The organism is Bacillus sp. FSL W8-0223 (assembly GCF_038006805.1).
Taxonomy (GTDB): domain Bacteria; phylum Bacillota; class Bacilli; order Bacillales; family DSM-4216; genus Bacillus_O; species Bacillus_O smithii.
On the sequence record NZ_JBBOVX010000001.1, the window covers coordinates 2,440,847 to 2,462,341 of the forward strand.

21 protein-coding genes, 1 pseudogene and 2 riboswitches are annotated in these 21,495 nt (G+C 41.3%); of the genes and pseudogenes, 6 read left to right on the forward strand and 16 right to left on the reverse strand.

What is annotated here, in order from left to right; genetic code table 11:
- Positions 1–7: 7 nt before the first annotated feature.
- On the forward strand, positions 8–391 hold the full coding sequence (locus NST81_RS11835) for a rhodanese-like domain-containing protein (protein WP_390895380.1): 384 nt from the start codon (positions 8–10) through the stop codon (positions 389–391).
- Positions 392–650: 259 nt separating this feature from the next.
- On the opposite strand, the gene gcvPB is transcribed toward NST81_RS11835, so the two are convergent.
- Genes gcvPB through gcvT form a run of 3 tightly spaced genes read right to left on the reverse strand, consistent with a single transcriptional unit; the run spans position 651 to position 4,569 of the window.
- Entirely contained in the window at positions 651–2,111 is a 1,461-nt protein-coding gene (gcvPB, locus tag NST81_RS11840; RefSeq protein ID WP_341029952.1) for an aminomethyl-transferring glycine dehydrogenase subunit GcvPB, read from the reverse strand.
- Positions 2,111–3,451: an aminomethyl-transferring glycine dehydrogenase subunit GcvPA gene (gene gcvPA / locus NST81_RS11845; protein ID WP_341029953.1), complete on the reverse strand. Its 1,341-nt coding sequence runs from the start codon at positions 3,449–3,451 to the stop codon at positions 2,111–2,113. The genes gcvPB and gcvPA overlap by 1 nt, the downstream gene beginning before the upstream one ends.
- 20 nt (positions 3,452–3,471) lie before the next feature.
- Entirely contained in the window at positions 3,472–4,569 is a 1,098-nt protein-coding gene (gcvT, locus tag NST81_RS11850; protein ID WP_003355320.1) for a glycine cleavage system aminomethyltransferase GcvT, read from the reverse strand.
- 65 nt (positions 4,570–4,634) lie between these two features.
- Positions 4,635–4,707, reverse strand: a riboswitch (glycine riboswitch).
- 3 nt (positions 4,708–4,710) lie between these two features.
- Positions 4,711–4,799, reverse strand: a riboswitch (glycine riboswitch).
- A gap of 172 nt (positions 4,800–4,971) precedes the next feature.
- On the opposite strand from gcvT, the gene NST81_RS11855 reads away from it, so the two are divergent.
- Positions 4,972–6,672, forward strand: coding sequence for a DEAD/DEAH box helicase (locus tag NST81_RS11855; protein ID WP_341029955.1), 1,701 nt, complete (start codon positions 4,972–4,974; stop codon positions 6,670–6,672).
- Positions 6,641–7,426, forward strand: coding sequence for a YqhG family protein (locus NST81_RS11860; RefSeq protein WP_328202003.1), 786 nt, complete (start codon positions 6,641–6,643; stop codon positions 7,424–7,426). Before NST81_RS11855 ends, NST81_RS11860 begins: the two co-directional genes overlap by 32 nt.
- 72 nt (positions 7,427–7,498) lie before the next feature.
- Here the strand turns inward: NST81_RS11860 and NST81_RS17680 are convergent, their stop codons facing one another.
- The 10 genes from NST81_RS17680 to NST81_RS11905 all read right to left on the reverse strand — a co-directional run bounded on the left by NST81_RS17680 (position 7,499) and on the right by NST81_RS11905 (position 13,925).
- Entirely contained in the window at positions 7,499–7,675 is a 177-nt protein-coding gene (locus NST81_RS17680; RefSeq protein WP_082142312.1) for a YqzE family protein, read from the reverse strand.
- Positions 7,676–7,721: 46 nt separating this feature from the next.
- The gene (locus NST81_RS11865) at positions 7,722–8,222 is read right to left on the reverse strand and encodes a shikimate kinase (protein WP_328202002.1); all 501 of its coding nucleotides are present in this window, start codon (positions 8,220–8,222) and stop codon (positions 7,722–7,724) included.
- 14 nt (positions 8,223–8,236) lie between these two features.
- Positions 8,237–8,605: a competence type IV pilus minor pilin ComGG gene (gene comGG / locus NST81_RS11870; RefSeq protein WP_341029958.1), complete on the reverse strand. Its 369-nt coding sequence runs from the start codon at positions 8,603–8,605 to the stop codon at positions 8,237–8,239.
- Positions 8,598–9,026, reverse strand: coding sequence for a competence type IV pilus minor pilin ComGF (gene comGF, locus NST81_RS11875; protein ID WP_341029960.1), 429 nt, complete (start codon positions 9,024–9,026; stop codon positions 8,598–8,600). The genes comGG and comGF overlap by 8 nt, the downstream gene beginning before the upstream one ends.
- Before the next feature lie 10 nt (positions 9,027–9,036).
- Entirely contained in the window at positions 9,037–9,351 is a 315-nt protein-coding gene (locus NST81_RS11880; protein WP_327796984.1) for a prepilin-type N-terminal cleavage/methylation domain-containing protein, read from the reverse strand.
- Between the two features lie 39 nt (positions 9,352–9,390).
- Positions 9,391–9,828 carry a competence type IV pilus minor pilin ComGD gene (gene comGD / locus NST81_RS11885; protein ID WP_048623680.1) on the reverse strand — a complete coding sequence of 146 codons (438 nt, stop codon included), beginning with the start codon at positions 9,826–9,828 and terminating at the stop codon, positions 9,391–9,393.
- A gap of 2 nt (positions 9,829–9,830) precedes the next feature.
- Positions 9,831–10,145 (reverse strand): competence type IV pilus major pilin ComGC, encoded by a 315-nt coding sequence (comGC, locus tag NST81_RS11890; RefSeq protein WP_003355330.1) that lies wholly within the window; start codon positions 10,143–10,145, stop codon positions 9,831–9,833.
- 18 nt (positions 10,146–10,163) lie between these two features.
- Positions 10,164–11,231: a competence type IV pilus assembly protein ComGB gene (gene comGB, locus NST81_RS11895; RefSeq protein ID WP_341029963.1), complete on the reverse strand. Its 1,068-nt coding sequence runs from the start codon at positions 11,229–11,231 to the stop codon at positions 10,164–10,166.
- Positions 11,164–12,243, reverse strand: a complete 1,080-nt coding sequence (comGA, locus tag NST81_RS11900) for a competence type IV pilus ATPase ComGA (protein WP_328201996.1) — start codon at positions 12,241–12,243, stop codon at positions 11,164–11,166. The genes comGB and comGA overlap by 68 nt, the downstream gene beginning before the upstream one ends.
- A gap of 107 nt (positions 12,244–12,350) precedes the next feature.
- Complete coding sequence (locus NST81_RS11905) at positions 12,351–13,925, reverse strand: bifunctional metallophosphatase/5'-nucleotidase (RefSeq protein WP_328201994.1); 1,575 nt, start codon at positions 13,923–13,925, stop codon at positions 12,351–12,353.
- Positions 13,926–14,463: 538 nt separating this feature from the next.
- Between NST81_RS11905 and NST81_RS11910 the strand changes: the two genes are divergently transcribed.
- Together NST81_RS11910 and NST81_RS11915 are read left to right on the forward strand one after the other, a co-directional pair.
- Positions 14,464–15,627: an IS256 family transposase gene (locus NST81_RS11910; protein ID WP_048623008.1), complete on the forward strand. Its 1,164-nt coding sequence runs from the start codon at positions 14,464–14,466 to the stop codon at positions 15,625–15,627.
- Positions 15,628–16,201: 574 nt separating this feature from the next.
- A complete protein-coding gene (locus tag NST81_RS11915; RefSeq protein ID WP_003355335.1) occupies positions 16,202–16,444 on the forward strand; it encodes a DUF2626 domain-containing protein in 243 nt (80 codons plus the stop codon).
- Positions 16,445–16,922: 478 nt separating this feature from the next.
- Here the strand turns inward: NST81_RS11915 and NST81_RS11920 are convergent, their stop codons facing one another.
- A complete protein-coding gene (locus NST81_RS11920) occupies positions 16,923–17,558 on the reverse strand; it encodes an MBL fold metallo-hydrolase (RefSeq protein WP_327796980.1) in 636 nt (211 codons plus the stop codon).
- A 186-nt stretch (positions 17,559–17,744) separates the two neighbouring features.
- On the opposite strand from NST81_RS11920, the gene NST81_RS11925 reads away from it, so the two are divergent.
- Complete coding sequence (locus NST81_RS11925; RefSeq protein WP_048623684.1) at positions 17,745–17,915, forward strand: DUF2759 domain-containing protein; 171 nt, start codon at positions 17,745–17,747, stop codon at positions 17,913–17,915.
- Positions 17,916–18,046: 131 nt separating this feature from the next.
- Here NST81_RS11925 and NST81_RS11930 read toward each other — a convergent pair whose 3' ends face one another.
- A complete protein-coding gene (locus NST81_RS11930; protein WP_003355343.1) occupies positions 18,047–19,234 on the reverse strand; it encodes a M14 family metallopeptidase in 1,188 nt (395 codons plus the stop codon).
- A gap of 289 nt (positions 19,235–19,523) precedes the next feature.
- Positions 19,524–21,380, reverse strand: a pseudogene (locus NST81_RS11935) (LTA synthase family protein).
- Between the last annotated feature and the right edge of the window lie 115 nt (positions 21,381–21,495).

Here is a 21,495-nt window from a genome sequence, read left to right on the forward strand (position 1 = left end):
AGGAGCTATAAACTTGCTGTATACGCTAGCCACGATTATCGTAGTTGTTCTTATTTATTTTCTCTTCGTGTATTTTACACAAAAAAGAGTTGTCAAAACATTAAAAGAAGATGAATTTAAAGCCGGCTACAGAAAAGCGCAACTAATCGACGTCAGGGAACCGAATGAATTTGAAGCCGGTCACATCTTGGGAGCCCGCAACATTCCTCTCACACAAATCAAAATGAGAATGAAGGAAATCCGTCCGGACAAACCGGTGTATCTTTATTGCCAAAGCGGTTTAAGAAGCGGACGAGCTGCTCAATATTTATACCGGCACGGTTACCGTCAGCTTTATCAGTTAGAAGGCGGCTTCAAAAAATGGACGGGGAAAATCAAAACCGGAAAATAACGAAATTTCGTCATTTTAAACGAACATCATGAAATGACTGGACGGGAAAAGGGAGTTCGCAGCAAATAGGCCGAATATTCCTTTTTCTTGAACCAGTCTCTTTTTTTCTGCAAACGATCGGACTTATTTATGTTCAACCATTTGGTCGTTTTCCATGGTTTCGTTCTTTTTTCTGTCCATTCGTCGCTTGTAGGCCGTCTTCCTGATTTCCATCCTTCCTTGATAAGGAAGGATGGAAATGCGAAAACTCCATCAACCGTTATGATCGTTTAAATCGCAAAATCGGCTTTCGGGCAGCGGCCGTTTCATCCAAGCGGCGGATCACAGTGGTATGAGGAGCTTCTTGGACGATTTCCGGCTGTTCTTCCGCTTCTTTCGCAATTTGAATCATCGCTTCAATAAAAGAGTCCAGCGTTTCCTTCGATTCCGTTTCCGTCGGTTCGATCATCAGACATTCTTCCACATTGAGCGGAAAATAAATGGTCGGGGGATGAAAGCCAAAATCCAGCAGCCGTTTCGCAATGTCCAATGTCCGAACGCCCAATTTTTTCTGGCGTTTTCCGCTTAGCACAAACTCATGTTTACAATGCCGGTCATATGGCAGTTCGTAATATGGAGCCAGCTTTCTCATCATATAGTTGGCATTAATGACGGCATTTTCGCTTACCGCTTTTAAACCGTCCGGCCCCATGGAACGAATATACGTATAAGCGCGAACAAGAATACCGAAATTGCCATAATACGGTTTCACTCTGCCGATAGAATACGGACGGTCCTCATCCCAAACAAAGATCCCATCTTTTTTTGTTAATACGGGCTTCGGCAAATAAGGGATTAATTCCTTTTTCACACCGACAGGTCCAGAACCGGGGCCGCCTCCCCCATGCGGTCCTGTGAAAGTTTTGTGAAGATTCAAATGGACTACATCAAAGCCCATATCACCCGGACGCGCCTTTGAAAGAACGGCATTTAAATTAGCGCCGTCATAATAAAGCTTTCCTCCGACTTGATGGATGATTTCAGCGATTTCAAGAATATTCTCCTCAAAGAGCCCTAACGTATTCGGATTCGTCAGCATTAAGGCCGCTGTATCTTCCCCCGCTACTCTCCGTAGATCTTCCAAATCGACAAGACCTTGTTCGTTCGATTTTACCGTAATGGTATCAAATCCGGCAATGGTCGCCGATGCGGGATTGGTACCGTGAGCGGAATCAGGGATGATCACTTTCGTCCGTTTGTCATCGCCTCGCGCTTCGTGATAGGCGCGAATCATCATAAGACCTGTCCATTCGCCGTGTGCTCCGGCAGCCGGCTGCAAAGTCACTTCATCCATTCCTGTTATTTCTTTTAAATGTTCCTGGAGATCGTACATCAACTCCAATGAACCTTGAACGGTTTCTTCGTCCTGCAGCGGATGAATATGACGAAAGCCTTCCAAACGGGCGACATCTTCATTTATTTTGGGATTATATTTCATCGTACAGGAACCGAGCGGATAAAACCCGGAATCAACACCGTGGTTCCGTTTGGAAAGAGCCGTGTAGTGACGCATAATTTCCAACTCAGATACTTCCGGCAAATCCGGCTCTTCCTGCCTTATATATTGCGTTGGAAGAATATCCGCCACGTCAACCTTAGGGACATCCAGCTCCGGCAAACTGTATCCGATGCGGCCAGACTTGGAAATTTCAAAAATAAGAGGCTGATCCGTTTTGTTCATCATAATCCCCCCAATTCTTTGACCAATAAATCAATTTCTTCTTTTGTGCGAAGTTCCGTTACCGCAATCAGCATATGATTTTGAAGCATTGGATCCATTTTTCCTAAATCGTACCCGCCGATTATCTTTTTTTGAAAAAGCCGCTTATTTACGTCCTTCACCGGTTTATTTAAACGAATGACAAATTCATTGAAAGAGGGTCCGTCAAAAGCGACGATGGCGCCATTTTTCTGAAGCTGTTTTTTCGCATAATAAGCTTTTTGCACGTTTTGTTCCGCCATTTCTCTTAATCCTTTTTTGCCAAGAGCCGTCATCGCTACGCTAGCTGCTAAAGCGTTTAAAGCTTGGTTGGAACAAATATTGGATGTCGCTTTATCGCGGCGGATATGCTGTTCCCGTGCTTGGAGAGTTAATACAAATCCTCTTTTGCCATCTTCATCTACCGTTTGCCCCACTAACCTTCCGGGGATTTTTCGCATCAATTTTTCTGTGACGGCAAAATAGCCGCAATGCGGTCCCCCAAATGCTGCAGGAATTCCGAAGGGCTGGCAGTCGCCGACCACAATGTCTGCTCCGAATTTTCCAGGTGGTTCTAAAACCCCAAGAGCAAGCGGATTGGCGGAAACAACAAACATCGCCTTTTCGGAATGAGCGATATCCGCCAGTTCAGCGAGCGGTTCGACTCTGCCCAAAAAATTCGGATACTGAACAATGACCGCCGCAGTATTCGAATCGATTTGATTGGCTAACTCTTGTACGTCCGTCGTACCTTGAGTCGCCGCGATTTCCACCACTTCAAGCCGGCGTCCTTTCGCATACGTTTTCAGAACTTCTTTTGATTCCGGATGAACGGCGGAAGAAATCAGTACTTTATTGCGTCTCGTTTGGGCAGCGGAAAGCAGCGCCGCCTCAGCAAGAGCCGTCGCCCCGTCATACATCGAAGAGTTGGCTACATCCATTCCTGTTAATTCACAGATCATTGTTTGAAATTCGAATATGGCCTGCAATTCCCCTTGAGAAATTTCCGGCTGATAAGGTGTATAGGCGGTATAAAATTCAGAGCGTGAAAGAACATGATCGACAATCGCGGGAATGTAATGATCGTACACACCCGCTCCTAAGAAGGATATATACTCTTTTGTGTTCGCATTTCTACGGGAAAGCTGGGTCAATTCCTTTTTCAACGTCGATTCCGGTGACGCTTTTTTTATATTGTACTCTCCTTGGAATCGCACTTTTTCCGGTATATCACGAAAAAGTTCCTCCACCGACTCCACACCAATGGCTTTCAGCATTTCTTGTTGATCCGTTTCTGTCATAGGCAAATAACGATGCTTCATTCCATTCTCCTCCCCCTTCTCTATTTCGAACGCTTATAAAAAGGTGTTTCGACTACCTTGGCCGCCAGCTTTTGTTGGCGAATTTCCACTTGAACCTCGCTGCCAAGATAGGCAAATTCACTCTTTAGAAGAGCAAGCCCGATATTTTTCTTTAATGTCGGCGATTGCGTGCCGGATGTGATATATCCTATTGGCTGATCATCCGAAAAAACAGGATATCCATTTCGAGGGATTCCTCTATCGATCATTTCCAAACCGACTATTTTTCGTTGTGTCCCTCTTTCTTTTTGAATGTTTAACGCTTCTTTTCCGATAAACTCGTCTTTATGGAGTTTTACAACAAACCCGATGCCGGCCTCAATCGGAGTGATATCAGCCGACAGCTCCTGACCATACAACGGCAAGCAAGCTTCAAATCGGAGCGTATCTCTTGCGCCTAATCCACAAGGAAGCACCTTTTCTTCTTTTCCTGCCTCTAAAAGATGATTCCAAATATCAGGGGAATCGCTGGCGCGGCAATAAATTTCAAACCCGTCTTCTCCCGTATATCCTGTCCGGGAAACCAGCGCCTTTGAACCTTGGATATCCACATTCGTTTGAAACGTAAAAGCTTTTAGCTTAGAAAGATCGATATCCACTAATTTTTGTAAAACTTTTTCCGCCAACGGTCCTTGAATCGCCAGCTGTCCCCAATGCTCCGATTCATTTTCGACCATTACGTCTCCTTCCAGATGGCCCTTCAGCCATTGAAAATCACTTTCCGTATTGGCAGCATTGACAACCAGCAAATATTCTTTTTCATCCAGCTTGTAAATCAGAAGATCATCTACTGTCCCGCCGTTCTCGTAACACATGGCTGTATACATGGCCCTGCCTGACTTTAAACGGGAAACATCGTTCGTTACCATTTTTTGAAGAAACTTTTCGCTGTCATCCCCTTTTACGACAATTTCCCCCATATGGGATACATCGAATAATCCGGCTCTTTCCCTTACCGCACTATGTTCTTCCTTTATACTTGTAAACTGCACAGGCATCTCCCATCCGCCAAAATCAATCGTTTTAGCCCCATATTCTTTGTACAAGTGGAAAAGGGCCGTCCTTTTTAAACGTTCCATATCTCTCCCCCTATTTCATAGATCGTGAAACAGAAAAAGACAGAGAACTCCCGTTTAGTTGAGTTCTCTGTCCTTAAACCTGAAAGTTTCCAAAAATGTTGTCTTCTTTGGTGGCTCCAAATGGAACACTCTCCAGAGGTGCGTCCAACAGGAGTTCTTTTGCCTGAGAGATTCGCACTTTTGCTTGCTCCTTCGGCGCTGCATAAAGCAGTCTCTCCCCCTGTTTTCATTCGCCGATATTTAATTGAAATTTGGGCATACTAGGAAAATCAAAACGGAAATGATCCCTAGCACACTTGTCGGACTAATTTTGTAATAAAAAACTTTCTAAACTTTCTTTGGTTTTATCCTACCATTAAGGAGGCCATTCCAGCAATCTTTTTTTGAAAGGAGATGACTTATATGGAATTAAAAATTCTATTTGATGAACGATGGTCGCAAGAATTTGCATCCAAACTCGAACAGGACGGTCCATGGGGACATTGGGATCTATTTCAATTAGCCGTTGAAATGGAAAAAGATATGATTATTCCTGACTTTACAGGCTTGGTCGCTCCTAAATTTTTGCCTCATCTTACCCCTCTTCCTCATCAACTTGAGGCAGCGCAGCAAGTAATTGAAGAAATGAACGGAAAAGCTATATTGGCAGATGAAGTGGGTCTGGGGAAAACGATTGAGGCCGGTCTGGTTTTAAAAGAGTATATGATTCGAGGTCTCGCCAAAAAAGTGCTTATTCTCGTTCCCGCTTCACTCGTATCGCAGTGGACACATGAATTGAACACCAAATTTCTGATTCCGGCCGTTGCTCAAAAAAAAAGTTATGTATGGGAACAGTGCGATGTCGTTGTGACCTCCATTGATACGGCCAAACGCGATCCGCATCGATCGATCATTTACGAACAAAACTATGATTTCGTCATTATCGATGAAGCCCATAAACTTAAAAATCCCAAGACCAAAAACTATGAATTTGTACAAAACTTAAAGAAAAAATTTTGCCTGCTGCTAACGGCAACCCCCGTTCAAAATCGAATCGATGAACTCTTTCATCTCGTATCTTTGTTGAAACCGGGACATTTAGGGAATGAAAGCGCCTTTTTCGAGCGCTTTAAAAAAGATAAACGTTCTGTACAGAACAGCGTGCATTTACAAGAATTGGTGAAAAAGGTCATGATCCGAAACAGAAGAAAAGATACAGGGATAGAATGGACCAAACGTAAGGTGCAAACGATCTTGATTGAGTTTTCTGATTCAGAAAGAAAGCTGTACGAACAGCTGTCCACCATAAAAGAAGAATACGACCACTTTGTGCAAAGCGCCATTTCCATATTGACGCTTCAAAGAGAAGCTTGCAGCAGCAGAGAAGCGGTCTTTTTCACAATCAAAAACATGCTGGAGAAAAATGAAGGCCTCTCTCCTTATTTCGCAGAAAAAATGAATGAGCTGCTTCAAGCTGTCAACGAAGTCCAATCGAATGCCAAAGCAGAGAAAGCACTTGAACTCATACAAAACATCAATGACAAAGTCATTATTTTTACGGAATACAGAGCCACTCAAATGTATCTTCAATGGTTTTTAAAACAGCACGGTATCACCTCTGTTCCTTTCCGGGGCGGGTTTAAAAGGGGCAAAAAAGATTGGATGAAAGAATTATTTCAAAACCACGCTCAAGTATTGATCGCCACGGAAGCAGGCGGGGAAGGAATCAACTTGCAATTTTGCCATCACATTATAAATTTTGATTTGCCATGGAATCCGATGCGTTTGGAACAGCGGATCGGCCGGGTTCATCGGCTGGGACAGACCAAAGATGTCCATATTTATAATTTTGCCATTAAAGGAACGGTCGAAGAGCATATTTTAAAATTGCTATACGAAAAAATTCGTTTGTTTGAACAAGTTGTCGGTGAGTTAGATGAAATTTTGACTCATTTTGAAGCGGGAAATCTAGAAGAATTATTCGCTGACATCTTCCTCCATTCCAAATCCGAAGGGGAAATGAAAATTAAAATGGACAACTTATCATCTATGATTCAATGGGCCCAAACGATGGGAAAAGAGGAGTGGAAGCATGGAAAACAAGCAAATCCATCAATATCTTGAACGTTTTTTCACAGCAAATAAATGCCCGATATTAGAAAACAAAAAAGGATTCCTCCATGTTCAATTAACGAAAGAAATGGATAAAGAATTAATGAATCGGCCTTTTTATTGGCATTATATTGAAAAAACCGGCGGTGCCCCCAATCCAATGAAATTGGCGCTTATTACGGATCAAAACGAAGCGCCGAATGAAAAGGGAGAAATCATTCATTACGGTTCCCCCCGACTGCATCAAATTTTTCAATGTACGAAAAAATTAGCTGGATTTATTCGCTTATATGAACAGTCTGAAGAGAAACCACACGGCCATATTCCCCTTCATCCATGGGTTTGCTTAAATGTAAAAATTTCTTATCAGGCAGACCGAAAAAAGGAGATCTTTGGATCGTACGGAATCAATTTAATTTATGGCCAAATACAAGAACATTTTTTCGACTATGTCAAAACATTGTCCATGACACCGAAAATCCCGGATTTCTCATTCACCCTAACCCCTATGATCAGTCCTGTGAGCGGAATCCATCGGATTAGAAGATTTATTGAGCAAAAAATATCGACAGAGAGCCATGAATGGGCTGCTCGAGCTATTGAGAGATGGGAAGAGGATTTAGCGCTGCTCGATCATTTTTATGAAGAAACAGAAGAAAAACCGGATGCTTATCAGATTGAAAAAGAAGCGCTTCGCGAACAATACGAACCGCGCATTAACATTGATATCATTAACGGAGGAATATTTTATTTAAGGCAGCGCTGACAGGTTGTTTCTTGTAAAGAAAAACAATCAAGCCGGTCCCCTTACCGGAAACCAGCTTTCATTTTTCCTTTTCTATTTCCTTTTTAATATAGAAAGGAGTTCGTATGGAATCTGCCCAAACCATCGGTATAGAAACGGAGGGCGATATTGCTTTTTGGTTCGGCGCCGTTCAGTTCTTTTTGATGGAGGCTGGTTCAAGTAAGCAACGAAAGTTTTGACGATATCTTTCACCAAATCATTCGCCGTCATTCAAAACACCTGCCTTTTCCCTTTTGGCTTCATTTTGCCCAATCCATCAACCATTTAAACGACGAATAATTTCATCGACCGTTTCTTCCACCGTTTTATCGGTGGTATCAATCGTTATTGTCGCGCTCTCCAGATAGAGAGGCAGGCGGTTTTTGTACAATGACTCCACTTCATCTTTTTTTCGATGATAAACTAGAGGACGAGTATTATCTCCTTCCAGCCTCTCCCACAAAGAAGAAAAATCGCATTGAAGAAAAATGACATCACCGGTTTTTTTCATCCATTCCCGGTTTTCATTCGTTAAAATAATGCCGCCCCCTGTCGTTATAATGCCGCTTTTCTCTGTTATTTCTTTGAGCAGAGCGGTTTCCATTTTTCGAAACTCTTGTTCTCCGTATAATTCAAATATTTGGGATATACTTTTGCCGTATTTTCTTTCTATCATTTGGTCCGTATCGTAAACGGGCTTGTTTAGGCGGGCACTTAGTGCTTTACCGATGGTCGTTTTCCCTGCTCCCATAAACCCGATGAGAAATACCGGTTTCATCTTTATCTTCCCCTTTAATTCAACGCTTTCTCTATTTTTCCGTTATTTTTATTATATAGGAAGCTGGATGTAAAACTAGCCCCATTTCCTTTGATCGTGGTCAATTGCAAAATCACATATTGCGGATCCTCGTACGGCTTAGTCGTATATTCGACTTTCCCTGCAGAATATGGATACGTCTTTGGACCGCTCTCGATATCCGGGGCGTTGGCTAAAATTTTCTTTAAAGCAAGTGTTTCCATCACCTTTGTCTCATAATAATTGGCCAATTCCTTCGATGTTTGATAGCGGGACAAATAAATACCGGTGCCCCATACAACGGCTGCCTGTAAGATGATGAAAAACACAAGCACATACGGATAAACAGCTCCTTTTTCATTCATCATTCTCCTCCCCTTTTTTTACAGCGAGCGCCGATAGCGGGAAAAATCGCGCCTCTCTCCTCTCGCCATCCGTAAATTGAACGTCGAGTCTCATACACCCTTCTTTCCAATAAAAACGAGCATTATCCACATTTTGAAGCATCACTTCATGTCCCGTTTGATTCACTCTTCTTCGCAAAACCGTTTGATATTTTTCAATCAACACCGTCCCTTCGGCGTTTGAAAAGGTCAGTCGCGATTCATCCGGTTTCCATTGAGAAGAGGATTGCAATTCTCGACGCAATTGAATAAGGAAAAGATCCCATTCTTCTTTATTTCCTTGTTGAATCGTTCGGTCAAACTCATACAAAGATTGATAAAAAAGAGGAAACAGCGAGGCAACCCCTAAAAAGACAGTAAAAGCAAGTAATGTTTCAATCATGGTAAAACCGTTACTGTTCTTCCAGACACCTTTTCGTTTCGCTCGTTTGTACACAAGCAAATTGTTTACTTTTTTCGTTTTCTCCCCAATAGAGCTGATAATCGGTATTCCCCTCCTTTCTTTGGGCATTCCCGTTTATTTGGACGAAATGTTCCTGCAACTCTTCGTACAAAAGTCTCATCCCTGTCCCTTCTTTCGAACCGCTTTCCAGCTTGATTGCCATGTGAAACATCAGTGGAAACAACCATTGTGCCAACAACACGACGATGGTTAAAGACAATAAACTTTCTAACAAGGTAAAACCTTTTTCATTCTTCGATATCATGCTTTCTCCTTTTCAATCCCATATCTTTATTTTGAATGTTTATAGCGACTCTTCCTTGACATTGATTCTTCCTTTTCCTATATAGAAGGTGAACTGAATGATTTGATGGTCATATTTAATCGCAATGGTGCCAAACTGATTTGTATTTCCGGTGGGAAGAAACGTAATACTGTCCATCCCGCCCCTTAAAAACTCAAATCCTTCCGGAACTTTTCGGGTAAACAATATTTCTTGCGAAGAAAGAGACGCAACGTATTTTTCCGAGGAATAAAAACGTAAAAATACAGATTTTTGGTGAGACAATGCGTACATCTGCGCTCTTTCCATATCCGCTCGCAGCTGAGTGATAAACATTTGTTTGTCTAATTGTTTTTGCATCTTTGGATACGGAATCACTGTAATCAACAACATGGCGGAAATCATCATCAAAACGAGCAAGGCTTCCAACAACGTATATCCGCGAGAATTCCACTTCAAAATTAACTGCCTCTCTTTACAATCACTTCGCCATTAGAACCGATGTCTATTTTATCTCCATTTGGACAAGACGTTTCTCCTTGCCGCAAATAGCCCCCGCTTACTAAATCATCCACAGAAGATGGCAACGTTTGATGATCCATCCGATACGATTGAACTTGTCCTTCAACCATGTGTTGAAATGCCTCACAGCCTTTGTTATGAATGCTGCTGCTTTGCTTGACCACATTGGGAATCGTAATAAACAGCAAGATCGAAATGATCAGCAAAACGATCATCATCTCGATCAGTGTAAAGCCATCTTGTTTTTTGAACATTGTTTCTCCTCCTTGTCTTTATATGGACTCAATCATTTGAAAAACGGGAAGCATCACAGAAAGATAAATCGAAATGACAGACAGTCCGACAATGATAAAAATGGCAGGCTGCAAAATCGCTAAGGCTTTCCGAATCTTTTTTTCCAGTTGTTGTTCGCAAAAATGACTGAAATACTTTAATTCTTGCTCCAAATGACCACATTTTTCCCCGTGCCGGATCATGGCTGCCAGATGAGAATCAAAGAAAGGAAGATCTTTCACCACATCCGCAAAGGAGCTGCCTTGCTTCAGCTCTTGATTAATTTCATTTGCAATATAGGCAAAAAAAGGATAAACCGTCTGTTTGTGAAAAATTTGGAGAATCTCATTAACGGCAAAACCGGTGGAAAGCAATTGGGAAAATTCTTTGGAAAATATTTGAGTGAAATAAAGGGTAAAATAATCGCGGACAAATGGGAGTTTTAATAGAAGTTTTCCTTTTCTCCCCGGGGATTGTTTAGAATAATAAGCTAGAAACAGGAAAACGGCTGTCATTCCAACAATGGTTATAAAAAATATGAGTGAAGGAGCGGTTTGAAGAAATAGCATAAAAAAGCGGGCGCTTCCGCTTGCGGTGAAACCAATGGAGGAATAAAGAACTTTAAACCGCGGCAAAATCCATTGATCCAAAAAGAAGAGTATGATCAAGAGAAGGAAAAGGAGAAAAGCCGGGTACTGAAGCAATTTCAACATCTTTTCCTTCGTTTTGTTTCCTTTTCTCAGTTGGTTTCCGGCATATAGTAAAGTATCCGCAAGCTTTCCATGCCTTTCAGCAAAATACACCTGCAAACAAACCATAGAAGAAAACTCTAATTGCTGAAGAATTTGAGAAAGCGGGGCTCCATTCTTCAACTGCGAAGTTGCCATCTGTAGTGTGCTCTGATCGCGCTTATACAGATTCATAAACAGAAATTCCAACGAATCTCCAATGTTGAATCCTTCATTCAACATTTCTCCAAGCCTGTAGATAAAATCACCTTCATATCTTTTTCGGTGTTTCCTCTTCCAAAACCCAGCGATCCAATTCATCATTCCCAAGAAATCCAAGACCGATCCCCTTTCGTATAAGTTGTTTCAGCGTTGGATAAGTGTATCGTCCTTCCTTTCCAACGGCTTCCTTTAAAACTTCTTGCAGTACTGCACCGCTGATGATCTCATAAATGGTAGCGCGCTTTTGACGAAACTGACTAGGACAATAGGGAGAACAAGATTCCCCGCAAAAAGGGCATAAAAGCCGTACAAGCCTTTGAGCCGAAACCGCCACAAGCGTCTGTTGAATATCATGCCATTCAATGCCAAATTCAAGCAACCGATAAATAGCTCCTTTGGCATCCTTTGTATGCATCGTCGTCAAAACTAAATGACCGGTTAACGCCGCTCTCATAGTGATGCGGGCGGTTTCTTCATCACGTATTTCTCCGACAATGACAATATCGGGATCATGGCGGAGAATAGCCTTAAGCCCCGCTGAATATGTCAGACCCGCTTTCTCGTTCACTTGAAGTTGGAGCCAGCCGTCATTCTGGCGCTCCACAGGGTCCTCCAACGTAATTACTTTCTGGTTAAAATGGCGAGTACTATGGGAAACAAGAGAATAGAGTGTAGTGGTTTTGCCGCTGCCGGTTGGACCGGTGAAAATCATTAGACCGTGGGAATAACGGAGAAGAGCTAAAAGCTTTTTTACGGAGTTTGGAAAGAGAGACAGACGATAAACATCCATGAAGGATTTTTGCGGTGAAAGCCGAATGGCCAAACTTTCTCTCTGAAGCACGCTCGGAAGAGTGGAAACGCGGAGAGCGATTTTTCCTTTCTTCGTTTCTAATAGAAGGGACCCGCTCTGAGGCTTTCTTTTTTCGCTGATATCCATCGAGGCCATATATTTGAATTGGGAAATCAGCCGTTCTCCTTCCTTGACTGTCAGCTTCAGAAAAGGGGTCAACAATCCGTGAGTCCGTAATTGAACTTGATATCCATGTGTTTTGGGCTCAAAATGAATATCTGTTGCAAACAAGGAAAGCGCGTCTTCCACTAGTTGTTCCACATTTCTTTCATAGGACAAAAACGTTCGCACCACCTTTCTTATCCCGCTTTCCTTTTTTCTATTCGACTATTTCCGCAAAAATCCTTCAAAAATATTTAAAATTTTTCGATGTTTTTTGTCCATCACTAATAAACCACTTTCCAGTTTTCATCGACGACTGCCTCAATAACTTTGTGTTTTAAAAAATAATTGGCAATTAACTCGGGGACATCGATCGGAATCTCCTTCACAACGGGCTGGTTTTTATACATCCAATAGTCACCGCCTCCGCCAGCGCGATAATGATTCATCACGACATCTACTTGTTGGTCTGCACGAAGCGGCTGACCCTTATAATTCAAGTGGGTCACACGTTGTCCGACAGGCTTGCGAACATCAATGATATACTCGATGCCTTCCCACATATCGTAGTTATAATGCTGAGGCTTGGGCGTCGTAAATGCATCGCTTACCCGTATCGAGCCGTCGGCAAGCCGTTCAAAATAACTCGCTGATTTTTCCAACGCGTCTTTTATGACCTTACCCTTCACCCGCAATACAACTAATGTATTCGGATAAATGTAGTTGGCGACCACACTGCGCATCGTCACAATGGATGAGAATCCCGGAGATTGATTATCAAACAAAGCCGTGTTGGAGATATCTACGCCGGCGGCATCCATTTGAACATGGTTAATAAATTCAATGAGAGGGTGATCTTTTAATCGAATTTCCATTGGATCAGAAACGGTCATATCCCCTTGAATATACCCAATCGGTTGATCAAGCCATTTTTGAACAGCTTGTTCATAGGGTTCTGCCAATCTTATCACTTCTTGATCTGGCTCCACCCCGTTCACGGAAAGAAGTTCTGAATGTTTGCCTTTTATGCGGCATCCATCGTCTGTCTTTTCCATTTCCACCGTTACTTTTCCAAGAGCAATCCCATTACATCCCGGTTGAAGAATCGTTACGCCATTAATGTTTTTTCCAGCGAGCTTGCGATGCTGATGACCCGTGAGAAGCACATCGATGCCCGGAACTTCCATACATATTTGATACGCTTGATTTTCGCCGGTAAACGTTTCGGTTGCCTCACCTGTGTCAAGATCACGTTCAAATCCGCCATGATAAGCCACCACGACAAGATCAGCCTTTTCCTGTTCTTTCAAAAAGCGGACCCACTTCTTGGCCGTCTCTGCCGCATCATCAAAGCGAAGCCCCTTGATATGTTCTTTCTTTTCCCAGTTAGGTATGTATGGTGTCGTTACTCCTAGAATGCCTATTCGAATTCCTTGAGAAACGGTTTTTATGATATAAGGTTTGCCGAAATAAGGTTTTTCAGTTTCTTTGTCTATGATATTTGCAGAAAGCCATGGATAGGCAGATTCATCTACAGCCTTGTTCAAAAATTCCAATCCGTAATTGAACTCATGATTGCCGATGACTCCGGCATCATACTCTAATTGATTTAAAATTTTGATCATCGGGTTAGGTTCATGACTTTGAAAACGTGCATGATGGTAAGTCAGAGGGGTTCCTTGAATGACGTCCCCGCCATCGATTAACACAGCATCAGGATTTTTTCCCCTTTCTTTTTTTATCAGGGCAGCCACTTTCGCCAACCCTTTCTCTGCCATTTCGTTAGTCCCGTAGTTGATCGGCAATATGTTTCCATGTAGATCGCTTGTTTCCAATATGACTATCTCCACTGTTTGCATATTAAAACCCTTTCTCTTATAGTCAGAAATTTCATTTTCTTCAGTATATCAAACCCTTTTTCACAGTGGGAATATCTTCATGACAATTTAAGCACAGTTTGAAAAGATTCAGTGGTATGACCTGACATTGTCAGAAAGAAAACAAATTTTTCTTCATATGTATTCCATGTTGGATACATGCCTATCCAAGATACAAACTTTGATATTGCTAGATGATACAACGAAAAATTTGCAACGCAATATAAAAATCAAATGAGTTTAAGAAGGCACACACTTTAGCGATCTTTTCCCCTCCGGCGACAACACGTGTCATCTCAGTCGATATTTATAAAAGACAAAGACGAATGTAAAAAGATGTCGAATATATTTCCAACATCTTTTTTATTTCGTAAAATAACAATAACATTATATTTTGCATCAAAGAGGGAGATGATGTAAATTATTTTGTGTAAGCAAATTTTTCTACTAGAAAAAAAGAAAAAGGCAGGGTATTCTCAGATTTGCGACCAAACAAAACTGAAAGAAGATACCCTACCTTATGAGTAATAGTATACTCAACTCAGATTTCGCAAATCAACTGGAAAATATGATAAAAGATTTTGTTCAAGAAAAGCTTGAATTCATCATGAGAGAAGAAATCAAAAATTTCCTCCAAGTGGAACAGGAACACGTTCAAAACTCAAGAAATGGTTATTATCACCGTACTCTTGATACAAAGTACGGGAAAATAGAAGCTCTTACGGTTCCAAGAGATCGCAACGGGGATTTCCAGACTCAACTGTTTGAGCCTTATCAACGTCAAGACGGCTGGCTGGAACAGGCGATTATTAAAATGTATCAAAGTGGGATGAGCACTCGAGAAATTGGGAAGTTTATCGAAAGAATTCTTGGTTCAACCTACTCTCCTACCACGATTAGTCATATTACAGATGCCGCGTTGGAGGATATTCAAAAATGGCAACAACGTCCATTAAACAAACGGTATTCTGTGTTGTATCTTGATGGGTTTTATATAAAAGTTCGTCGTGATACGTATGCCAAAGAAGTCATTTACGTTGTTCTTGGTGTCAATGAAGAAGGTTATCGTGAAATTCTTGGCTTTTACGTTGGAGGTCAAGAAAGCGCGCATGGCTGGCAAGAGATTCTCCAAGACCTTTATACACGCGGTGCTCATGAAGTCTTACTTGGTGTTTTTGATGGACTCCCAGGTCTTGAAGAAGCCTTTAAAGCCGTCTATCCGAAAGCCGATGTTCAACGATGTGTGGTCCACAAAGTAAGAAATACGTTAAACAAGGTAAGGAAAAAAGACCAATTTGAAGTGGCTGAAGACCTAAAGCTGATCTATCGTTCGATGACAAGAGACGCAGCCATTCAAGCCTTTCATGAGTTTAAAGACAAGTGGTCTAAAAAGTATCCTAGAGAAGTCCAATCTTGGGAACAAGATTTAGATGTCCTCCTAACATTCATGAAATATCCGACCAGTATTCGTAGTGTCATCTACACGACCAATGCTATTGAACGAACGATTAAAGATATACGTAAACGACTCAAAACGATGAACAGCTTAACCAGTATTGAAGCAGCAGAAAAAATCACGTTCTTAACGGTACAGGACTTGAATGAAAAATGGTCCACTAGAAAACTTAAAGGGTTTTCTACGGCATACAAGGCACTTCAAGATATGTTTGAAGAAAGATACTGAAAGACCAAATTTTGTTCATGAAGAACAGAGTCTAGGGAGACTAAGTTGTCTTATATGAGACTGAATATTCAGTCTCATATAAGACAACTAAACACCTCCTCCAAGATTAAAAAAACGTATCTGAGAATACTCTCTTACACAAAATTCTTGACGGTACCAAGAGGGAAGGATATTTTTGTATAAAAACTTTTCAATAGGTCTTTGGATCATTGCTTTTTTAATGATCATTTTTTCTGAAAATCCAAATGGATATCTTTTTATTGCTTATGGCTAATAGGTGCTTTTATAGGGTACGTCGGAAAGCGTAAGGATAAAAAAAACCTTGTATTGAACCATATCGCCATGTGGGGCAACTTATTGACTGTGATCATTTATATTTTATGGGTATTTGTTGTTGGTGTTATTTGAAATTCTCCGTAATGCCAGTTAAAGAAAACAATGGCACTCATGTATGAAAAGAATAATGAAACCCCACGAAATTTGACATATTTGGTAATGAAAGCGTTATTTACATTTGGATGTCCTTTCCATTATAATGTTTTTAATAATGAGAGGGACAAAGGAGGGATGCATTGTGGATCGAATGTTTCGTGTACTTGGTTTTTGGACCGCCATCTTTACGATCATGTTTTATTTGGGAGACATGAAAATCACCGCGCTCATTTTCTTGGCACAGACAGGGTTTTTTTATCTATTGGGCTATTTGAAACTGTCAGAACGTATGTATATGTATGTCTTTGGAGCTTATTTGACGATTTTCTTTGCAGGCTTCACGTATTGGACGAACTTCATGATGCCATTAGGCGGCGGGCAGTAATCAAACCCATTCAGATGTGATCCATCCTTGTCATACGAAAGAAATCAACTTTTCAATAAAATCGGCTAAAGCTCTTGTTTCCCGTTCTGCAAAGCAAGAGCTTTTTGCCGTTTGTTTTCATATCTTAAAGAGACACCGTTTCTTGCAAACCCCTTTTTAAACCGGCTGCCGCTGCTTCTCCCGTTCATCTTTTGAGATTCGTTATTGGCACCTTTTTGAATTTTATACGATGGCTGCGGATATCTGTCAATGCATAGGAGAGTTCTTTCAAAAATATGAAGATCTGCTTTCCTTAAATACCTCATTACCTCTTCTATTGACACAATAAAAATCTTGATTTATCGTAAAAAGTAACAAAAATCCCCTCCCATTGCGAAAAGAACATCCCACAAAAACCCTTCTCGGACCTGAGAAGGGTTTTTCGCTTTTATTGAATATTTGTTCGTTCAACTGGCATCATAGTAAGTGACTGATGGGATCAAAATCCATTTAAAAAAGGATTCATATCCATTTCATTTTCGATGGAGGTTTCCGGCCCGTGTCCAGGTAATACAACGGTTTCTTCAGGAAGAGTGAGGAGACGTTCATGAATGCTTTTCAAAAGATCTTCATGGTTTCCGCCGGGGAGGTCTGTCCGACCAATACTGCCATTGAACAGCGTATCTCCACAAAAAACAGCTTCCAATTCCTGCGAATAATAAGATAGGCTTCCCGGTGAGTGGCCGGGGGTTTCCAAAAGCTGAAAATGAAAAGATCCAAGCGTCAGTTCTTTTTCCACCGTTAAAATCACATCAGCCGGCTTTACTCGAACGGCTTTATCTCTTAAAAAAAGCTGAGAGCCGTTCAATGTCGGATCCAAAAGCCATTTAGCTTCATTCTCATGGACATATACAGGAATCCGATACGTTTCTCTTACTTGATCAACCGCGCCAATATGATCAAAATGAGCATGCGTCAATAATATTGCCAGCGGCTTCAACTCGTGTTGATCAATCCACCGGCACAGCTTATCCCCTTCATCGCCGGGATCGAAAATGATACAATCTTTGTCATCGTTCCATAAAATATAGCAATTCGTTTGCAGAGGTCCAAGCGGCATTCTGCTCCATTTCATACGTTTCTCCTCCTTTTCGCTTTTCCATTAGTAATCGTATCACAAATAAAGAGAGTCAACCCTGTGACAAAACATTTTATTTCAACTCGACAAAGAGATGAAAACACTATAAAATGATGGTAAAATACAATTTGCTTCCTGGTTTTGAAAGATATACCATATATAAACAGGAAAGGAGATTCAATCATGGGTCTGGTCATTATCTTCTCTCTTATTACCTTGCTTGCGTTATTCGGAACTGTGAGCGCTCTCAAAAACAAAAACATTCTGGGAATTGTGTTTGGGCTGGCGACTTTAGGCGTATTTGGCTGGTTTACGGTTATGACGGTTCTTCACAGCGGTTATCCCGGGGTATAAAAGTGGACCTCGCTGTTGTTAAGCGAGGTTTTTTGTTCTTTTTCTTTTTTACTTTCTCCGGATACAAGCGACAGATAATCAAAAAGCCTGTTCAAAATGATGCAATCGATGCACTGTCCCATAATCTCCTATCATCCAAGCAGTGCACACAACAATATTCCTGAAACGTCTCGATAAATTTCCTTCCATTGCGAAAGAGGCAACGGGTTTAAGCCTTTACCCAGTTCGATCGTAAACCCCGATTTTCCAAATTCTTGAATAAACCAATCTTTAAATCCGGCATGACTATCCACGTACCTCACCGACTTATAGCCGCTCATTCTGGAAAACCATTTGGCCAAAACTTCCGCTTCTTTCGGTTCTTTTCCTTCATACCCCCAATAAATCTCTTTGCCTTGAGTATGCAAAGCAATCACTCTGTCAAACTTTTCATTTTTCGCCAGTTCAGCCATCGCTGCAGCTTCCGGTTCTGTCAATGGCTGTTTTCCGGGATAGTCCCGCGGCGCAGGAGATTTTGGCTTTTTGCGTTTTTTTTCAATCTCCCAATTTGCCGGAAACTGATTGTTCAAATCCACCCCTTGAATATTCGCTTTCCATTTCGAAAATTCCTTGCTCCCCCCATTCCATTTCATCAATTGTTCACGCTTGGATTCCGGGGGCCCATTTAATACTAAATCGACGCCATCCGGGTTCACCATCGGTACAACGGACAATGTAATATGCGGGTAGAGAGAATAAGCTTGAATTCCGTGGAAAAAACAGTGGTTGGTCAAAGACAGCAAGAAATGTTTGAAAAAAGTGATCAACACAACCGTTGTGATCCATTCATTCGCGTGAAAAGAACCGTTCATATGAATTTTTTTATTTCCTTTTCCAATCTTTAGTTCCCATATCGGTTTTTGATCCACGCTTTCTCCGATTTTTTGAACACGGACAAACGGATAAATAGCCGCAATCCTGTTGATTTCCTCTTCTAATCGTTTGGAGTCATACGGTTGATCCAAGGATGTTTCCAAGTTTAGCACTCGTTTCGGCAAGAAAATTTCATTTCCCGGAAGTAAATGCTGGGGGTCCATGTCGGGGTTGACTGTTTGCAAAGCAGTAGGAGACAAACATCTTTCGATTGCCATTTTCCAAAATGTATCTCCTTTTTTCATACGATAACGTTTTGCCACAAACCCCGGAATCTTTACTTTTTCCCCGATTTTCAAGCATTGAGGGTCCATACCGGGATTGGAATCAGCGATCAGCTGTTCAGGAATACTGAATAATCGGCTGTAGCGGAAAAACGTATCCCCTTTTCGCACCGTTATATCCATAATGGCATTCTCCCTTCGAATCGCCTCTTATCACATGTATGAACCGCTTCATTTGGTTATGCCGGAAAGAAAAAAGATCGGCTTTTGGGGCTAACGGCTGTTCTTTGTCGGGAAAAAATCATCTTTTTTATAAATACGTGTGCAAATTTCAAGACATCGAATGAAAGAAGAAGGATATAGAAAAAATTCGTTGAAAAGGTCAAACAGAGATTTGATGGAAAATGAAAAAACTACTGAACTGGATAACCAATCGTATGGCTCATGTTTTCAATCGGATCAATTTTGATTTCTATTTGTCCTTATAAAAACGCAGCAAATCGCCATAAATAATCCGATCGGAATAACTTAACTCCGTTTGTGCTGTTTTGCTGAATCGACTACAAACTTGGCGGTCCAATAATATGCCGCTTTCTTGCTCGTAGCATTGATTTCGAGTATAGACATAATGATCGGTCACCAAGCTCCCATCCCTAAAAGCAACGAAATCCGGGTGATCGCGCGACAAAAGATCATGACCGAATTGAATGTCGTGTTTTGTTTCGATCCCAAGCAAATGTAAAATGGTCGGGCGCAAATCGATTTGACCCGCCACTTCATGAATGGTCATTCCTTTTTTCATTCCTGGGATATGGATAATGCATGGCACTTTTTGCAGTTTAACCGCTTCTAATGGAGTAATTTCCCTCCCTAAATATTGGCTCATCGCCTCATTGTGGTTTTGAGAAATTCCGTAGTGGTCCCCGTACAGAACAATGATCGAACGATCGTACAAACCGTTCTTTTTCAATTTTTCCAAAAAACGTTCCACCGCTTCATCCGTATATCGAGCCGTAACAAAATAGCGGTTGACGGTCCCATCATTAGATGTGAATTCACTAATCTTCTGATCTTCAGGACTGTAATAAAACGGATGGTGGTTCGTTAACGTAATCAACTTTGCATAAAAAGGGTTGGGTAATTCTTCCAAAAACTTCGCGGACTGATCAAAAAAGGGAATGTCTTTCAACCCTCAATTTATGACATTTTCCGGCGTTATATGGTAATCGTCGGCACTGTAAAAACGATCATATCCAAGCGCCGGATACATGATATCCCGATTCCAGAAAGATTTATTATTGGCATGCATGGCAGCTGTATAATATCCTGAATTTTTCAACTTTTTCGCCATTGAGTAGTATGTATTCCCTGAATTCGTAAAGAAGACAGCTCCTCTGCCTAAAGGGTACAATGAATTTTCCAGCAAAAATTCAGAATCAGATGTTTTCCCTTGACCCGTTTGATGATAAAAGTTGTCAAAATACAGACTATTTTTGATCAAACGATTTAAAAACGGAGTAATCTCCTGTCCGTTGACTTTATGGTTTATGACAAAGTTTTGCATCGATTCCATGGAAATGACGATGACGTTTTTTCCTTGTGCAATGCCGAACCATTTGTCACTTGGCTTGGCATAATTCGCATGGATATAATTTTCAATATCAGACAATTCACTGCTGTCTGCTAACGCGCGTTGGGCAGAAGATTTTGACTGAAGCAAAATATCATAAATGTCGTAATAGTAAATTCCGATGTTTTTTACAAGCGCTTCTCGATCAAATGTTCTCGTCAACAGCTGCGGCCTTTCCGTCTCTGCCAAGCCTAAATTTAGACACAACAGAGACGCCGCTACATAAAAATAGGCACGGCGCGAGATAGTAGAAAACGGTTGAAAAGAGATAAAGGAAGGCTTTCTTTTTACGATGAGAAACAGCAAAAGAACGTCTGTAAAAAAGAAGAAGTCGTACCATTGAAATTCTTCCCATGCGCTATTGCCTAAATCTCCAAAATTATTGGTTTGAAATAACAACGGCAATGTAAGGTAATCGTTAAAAAAGCGATAAAAGACAACGTTTGCATATAAGAGCAAAGACAAAATCAAACTGATCGCCACGACATAAGTCATTTGATTTTCGGTTTTTTTCCAAAATTGCCCCAACCCTAAAACAAACAAAAGAAAGCTAAGGGGATTCATCCATAAAATCCAGTTTTGCAGAGTATTTTCTGTATCAATATGAAAATTTGCCAGATAAACGATAAACGTCTTTATCCATAAGAGCAAAACGGCCGCCCATGTCAGCGGAAGCTTCCTTCCGACCAGCCATTTCATGTTCTTCACCCCTTGCTTGATCAAAAGCCAAAAATGCGATACAACTCTACCAACAGCGGAAAATCCCTCAACAGACAGAGCAAGATATTCAAGTTTTCTTCAAAATGATTTTTCC

Bases quoted from the DNA above. Each gene is read 5' to 3' on its own strand.
- gcvPB (WP_341029952.1), bottom strand. From the start codon at position 2,111: ATGAACAAAACGGATCAGCCTCTTATTTTTGAAATTTCCAAGTCTGGC.
- gcvPA (WP_341029953.1), bottom strand. From the start codon at position 3,451: ATGAAGCATCGTTATTTGCCTATGACAGAAACGGATCAACAAGAAATG.
- gcvT (WP_003355320.1), bottom strand. From the start codon at position 4,569: ATGGAACGTTTAAAAAGGACGGCCCTTTTCCACTTGTACAAAGAATAT.
- NST81_RS11855 (WP_341029955.1), top strand. From the start codon at position 4,972: ATGGAATTAAAAATTCTATTTGATGAACGATGGTCGCAAGAATTTGCA.
- NST81_RS11860 (WP_328202003.1), top strand. From the start codon at position 6,641: ATGGAAAACAAGCAAATCCATCAATATCTTGAACGTTTTTTCACAGCA.
- NST81_RS17680 (WP_082142312.1), bottom strand. From the start codon at position 7,675: ATGACGGCGAATGATTTGGTGAAAGATATCGTCAAAACTTTCGTTGCT.
- NST81_RS11865 (WP_328202002.1), bottom strand. From the start codon at position 8,222: ATGAAACCGGTATTTCTCATCGGGTTTATGGGAGCAGGGAAAACGACC.
- comGG (WP_341029958.1), bottom strand. From the start codon at position 8,605: ATGAATGAAAAAGGAGCTGTTTATCCGTATGTGCTTGTGTTTTTCATC.
- comGF (WP_341029960.1), bottom strand. From the start codon at position 9,026: ATGATTGAAACATTACTTGCTTTTACTGTCTTTTTAGGGGTTGCCTCG.
- NST81_RS11880 (WP_327796984.1), bottom strand. From the start codon at position 9,351: ATGATATCGAAGAATGAAAAAGGTTTTACCTTGTTAGAAAGTTTATTG.
- comGC (WP_003355330.1), bottom strand. From the start codon at position 10,145: ATGTTCAAAAAACAAGATGGCTTTACACTGATCGAGATGATGATCGTT.
- NST81_RS11905 (WP_328201994.1), bottom strand. From the start codon at position 13,925: ATGCAAACAGTGGAGATAGTCATATTGGAAACAAGCGATCTACATGGA.
- NST81_RS11910 (WP_048623008.1), top strand. From the start codon at position 14,464: ATGAGTAATAGTATACTCAACTCAGATTTCGCAAATCAACTGGAAAAT.
- NST81_RS11920 (WP_327796980.1), bottom strand. From the start codon at position 17,558: ATGAAATGGAGCAGAATGCCGCTTGGACCTCTGCAAACGAATTGCTAT.
- NST81_RS11925 (WP_048623684.1), top strand. From the start codon at position 17,745: ATGGGTCTGGTCATTATCTTCTCTCTTATTACCTTGCTTGCGTTATTC.
- NST81_RS11930 (WP_003355343.1), bottom strand. From the start codon at position 19,234: ATGGATATAACGGTGCGAAAAGGGGATACGTTTTTCCGCTACAGCCGA.